Consider the following 4,118-nt stretch of genomic DNA (forward strand, 5'->3'; position numbering starts at 1 on the left):
GGGCGCGACGGGCGGCAGCGGGGCGGGCGGCGGGTTGGCCGGGTCGATACCGATGGACGGGGCGACGAACTGCAGCTCCCGCAGCAGTCCGTGCGCCGAGCCGAGCGGACCGCCGCCCTCCAGCAGGGCGTCGGTGGACAGCGGCATGGCGAAGTCGACGGGGACGTACGCGCCCGCGTGGTCGTAGTGCCACACCAGGTGCGACTGCTGGGCGGTCGGCTCGAACATCTCCAGCAACTGCTCGTAGTCCCCGCCCAGTTCGTCGACGGGGGTGACGGCGAGGCCGCTGAGGTGGAGCAGATGGGCGCGACGCAGGAAGTGCAGTGCGTCGTAGTCGAAGCCCGCGACCGGGGCCACGTCACCGGTCAGCCCGGGCATGTACGCGTAGACGGGCACGGGCGGCAGCCCTGCCTCGCCGAGCGCTTTGTCGTAGACGGCTATCTCTTCGGCGAAGGGGTTGTCGGGGCTGTGGCACAGCACATCGACGAGGGGGACCAGCCACAGGTCACAGGCCACGAAGTCTCGCTCTCATACGGGGATGTGTGCGGTGGTGCGATGGTCGGGACAGCGTAATGCGGTCGCGGCGTCGCGGACAGTGGCCCATCGGGACCGGATCGTGCCTGCTCCGCCCCGCGTGTCCGGAGGAGGGCGCGCCCTGCCCGCCCCGCCTGTCCGAACGCTTCAGTGCGTCGGGCGCGGACGGCCCGCGGGCCCGTCCGGCCCGTCGGGCCGCGGTGCGTCTCCCGGACGGGCCGGATCCCCGGCCGCCAGCCGGTCCGCCCAGCTCAGGGCGTGGTTGTTGTAGTCCTCGACGGCCCTGCGCAGGGCGTCACGGTCGCGGTGCGAGATCGCGGCGACGAGTTCGGGGTGCCCGTTCCACAGCCAGTTCCGCGCATCGCCGTCGCCACGCAGGTACGGCACGGCGAACACCCAGGCCTGGACGCGCAGCCGGTGGAGGAAGTCGGTGATGTAGGTGTTGCCGACGAGGGCGCCCAATTCGCGCCAGAAGCGCAGGTCGTAGCCGATCAGGATGTCCAGGTCGCCGCCGCGCGCGGCGCGGGAGGCCTCCTCGGCCCGGCGGCGTACGGAGACGAGGGCGTCCCGGAAGGCGGCCTGGCGCGCGGCGCCGGGGAGCGGCCCCGAGAAGACGTCCCGGATGACCCCGTCCATCACCAGGGTCCGGGCCTCCACCATCGCGCGGTAGTCCGCGACGGTGAACTCGTGGACGCGGAAGCCGCGGTGCTGGTCGGATTCGAGCAGGCCCTGCGCGGAGAGGTCGAAGAGCGCCTCGCGGACGGGCGTCGCGGAGACCCCGTACTGCTCGGCGATCTGCTTGACGGTGAACTCCCGTCCCGGCTGCAAACGCCCGGCGAGCACCTCGTCACGCAGCGCGTCCGCGATCTGCTGCCGCAGCGTACTGCGTGTGACAGCTCCGCTCGCGCGCATGGCGCCCCTCCCCGTTTCGGCCTCGGGTCACCTTAGACGAGGCCGGCGGAAAGGGGCGCGGCAGCGTTACGCGGTGTGCTCGTCGGCCACGGACAGTGCGGCGTCGAGAGCGGCCAGGCCCTCCTTGGCCTCGGCCTCGGTGACGTTGCAGGCAGGAACGGCGTGCGTGCGGTTCATGTTGATGAAGGGCCACAGGCCGTTCTTCTTGGCAGCGGCGCCGAAGGCCGCCATCGGCGCGTTCGCCTCGCCCGTCGCGTTGTACGGGACCAGCGGCTCGCGGGTCTCCTTGTTACGGACCAGCTCCAGCGCCCAGAACGCCCCGAGGCCGCGGACCTCACCGACCGAGGGGTGGTTGTCGGCGAGTTCGCGCAGTCCGGGGCCGAGGACGTTCTCGCCGATGTGGGCGGCGTTCTCGATGACCTTCTCGTCCTCCATCACCTGGATGGTGGCGACGGCGGCGGCGCAGGCCAGCGGGTGCCCGGAGTAGGTGAGGCCGCCCGGGTAGGGGCGGGTCTCGAAGGTGGCGGCGATCTCGGCAGAGATGGCGACGCCGCCGAGCGGGACGTACCCGGAGTTGACGCCCTTGGCGAAGGTCATCAGGTCGGGCGTGACGTCGAAGTGGTCGGCGGCGAACCACTTGCCGGTGCGGCCGAAGCCGGCCATGACCTCGTCGAGGACGAAGACGATGCCGTACCGGTCGCAGATCTCGCGGACACCGGCGAGATAGCCGGGCGGCGGCGTCATGATGCCGGCGGTGCCCGGGATGGTCTCCAGGATGATCGCGGCGATGGTCGACGGACCCTCGTAGGCGAGGGTGTCCTCCAGGTGCTGGAGCGCGCGGGCGCACTCCTCCGCCTCGGTCTGCGCGTAGAACGGCGAACGGTAGAGGAACGGGGCCCAGAACCGGACGACGCCCGCCGAGCCGTTGTCGGACGCCCAGCGGCGCGGGTCACCGGTCAGGTTGATCGCGGTGGAGGTGGCGCCGTGGTACGAGCGGTAGGCGGAGAGCACCTTCGTGCGGCCGGTGTGCAGCCGGGCCATCCGGACGGCGTTCTCGACGGCCTCGGCACCGCCGTTGGTGAAGAAGATCTTGTCCAGGTCGCCGGGGGTGCGCTCGGCGATGAGGCGGGCCGCCTCGGAGCGCGCCTCGACCGCGAAGGCGGGCGCGAAGGTCGTCATCCTCCCCGCCTGCTCCTGGATGGCGGCGACGACGGTGGGGTGCTGGTAACCGATGTTGGTGAAGACGAGGCCGCTGGTGAAGTCCAGGTAGCGGTTGCCGTCGTAGTCCCAGAAATACGACCCCTCGGCGCCGGCGACGGCGAGCGGGTCGATCAGGCCCTGGGCGGACCAGGAGTGGAACACGTGCGCGCGGTCGGCGGCCTTGACGGCCGCGCCGGCAGCGGAGTCGACAGGGAGATGAGGGGTCATGCGACGAGCGTAGGCGGCAGCGGGCGGCGTCCGGTATGGCCACCTTGTATGCCGTGGGCCGCCTGGTTCGGCAGGGTGTCGGGTTGCCGCGCACCCCACGAGTTATTGACAACATGCTGTCGAAGCGACAACATGTTGTCATCAACGTTCTTCCCGTCGAGGAGGCCGTCATGACCCGCAGGACCGCACACCTGGCCGTGTACGACACCTATGCCGACTGGGAGACCGGGCACACGACCGCCCATCTCGCCCAGAACGGCTTCACCGTCCGCACGGTCGGCCCCACCACCGCTCCCGTCACCAGCATGGGCGGACTGACCGTCCGGCCCGATCTCCCGCTGGCGGAACTGCGCCCCGAGGACAGTGCGCTGCTGATCCTGCCGGGCGCCGCGCTGTGGGACTCCGGCGACACGCTCGCCCCCTTCGCCCGCACGGCGCGCACCTTCCTGGACGCGGGCGTGCCGGTCGCCGCGATCTGCGGGGCGACGGCGGGACTGGCCCGCGAGGGACTGCTCGACGAGCGGGCGCACACGAGCGCGGTCTCGTTCTATTTGGCGACCACCGGGTACGCGGGCGGCGCGCACTACACCGAAGCCGATGCCGTCACCGACGGCGACCTGATCACCGCCGGCCCCACCGAACCGGTCGCGTTCGCCCGCGAGGTCTTCGCCCGTCTCGGGGTGTACGACGAGAAGAAGCTCGACGCCTGGTACCGGCTCTTCCACGATTCGGACCCGAGCGCGTACGAGGTGCTGCAGGGATGAGCCACGCGGACCAGGACCGGCTGAGCCGGACCGCCCTCGGGATCTTCCACCTCAACGGCCGGTTCCTCTCCGTGGCGGAGAAGCTGGCCGCTCCGGCCGGACTGACCGCCGCGTGGTGGCAGGTGCTCGGCGCGGTGATCACCGAGCCGCTGCCGGTCTCCGGGATCGCCCGCTCGATGGGCATCACCCGGCAGGGCGTGCAGCGCATCGCCGATCTGCTGGTGGGCAAGGGCCTCGCGGAGTACCTCCCCAACCCGGCCCACCGCCGCGCGAAGCTGCTCCGCCCCACGGAGGCGGGCCGGGCCGCGATGTCCCGGATCAACCCGGGGCACGCGGAGTTCGCGGAGCGCCTGGCGGGGGAGTTGGGGGACGAGGGCTTCACGGAGACGGTCCGGGTACTGGAGCGCCTGACCCGGGCGCTGGAAACCCTCGGGCCCCCGAACCAGCCCGGCTCCCCGAACCCGCCCGGCTCCCCCGGCC

5 protein-coding genes are annotated in these 4,118 nt (G+C 71.8%); 2 read left to right on the top strand and 3 right to left on the bottom strand.

Annotation, left to right across the window (positions count from 1 at the left end):
* From JGS39_RS38160 to JGS39_RS38170, 3 genes are all read right to left on the bottom strand, one after another.
* On the bottom strand, nt 1-516 hold a 516-nt coding region (locus JGS39_RS38160; protein ID WP_219574362.1), incomplete at its 3' end, for a putative DNA-mimic protein.
* Between the two features lie 165 nt (nt 517-681).
* The gene (locus JGS39_RS38165; RefSeq protein WP_219574363.1) at nt 682-1,446 is read right to left on the bottom strand and encodes a GntR family transcriptional regulator; all 765 of its coding nucleotides are present in this window, start codon (nt 1,444-1,446) and stop codon (nt 682-684) included.
* A 66-nt stretch (nt 1,447-1,512) separates the two neighbouring features.
* The gene (locus JGS39_RS38170; protein WP_219574364.1) at nt 1,513-2,874 is read right to left on the bottom strand and encodes an aspartate aminotransferase family protein; all 1,362 of its coding nucleotides are present in this window, start codon (nt 2,872-2,874) and stop codon (nt 1,513-1,515) included.
* A 170-nt stretch (nt 2,875-3,044) separates the two neighbouring features.
* Here JGS39_RS38170 and JGS39_RS38175 point away from each other — a divergent pair, with 170 nt between their 5' ends.
* Entirely contained in the window at nt 3,045-3,638 is a 594-nt protein-coding gene (locus JGS39_RS38175) for a type 1 glutamine amidotransferase family protein (protein WP_219574365.1), read from the top strand.
* Nucleotides 3,635-4,118: MarR family winged helix-turn-helix transcriptional regulator (locus JGS39_RS38180; protein WP_219574366.1), on the top strand; the 484-nt coding region annotated here is incomplete at its 3' end. The genes JGS39_RS38175 and JGS39_RS38180, both read left to right, overlap by 4 nt.

This window comes from Streptomyces poriferorum, assembly GCF_019399235.1.
GTDB lineage: Bacteria > Actinomycetota > Actinomycetes > Streptomycetales > Streptomycetaceae > Streptomyces > Streptomyces poriferorum.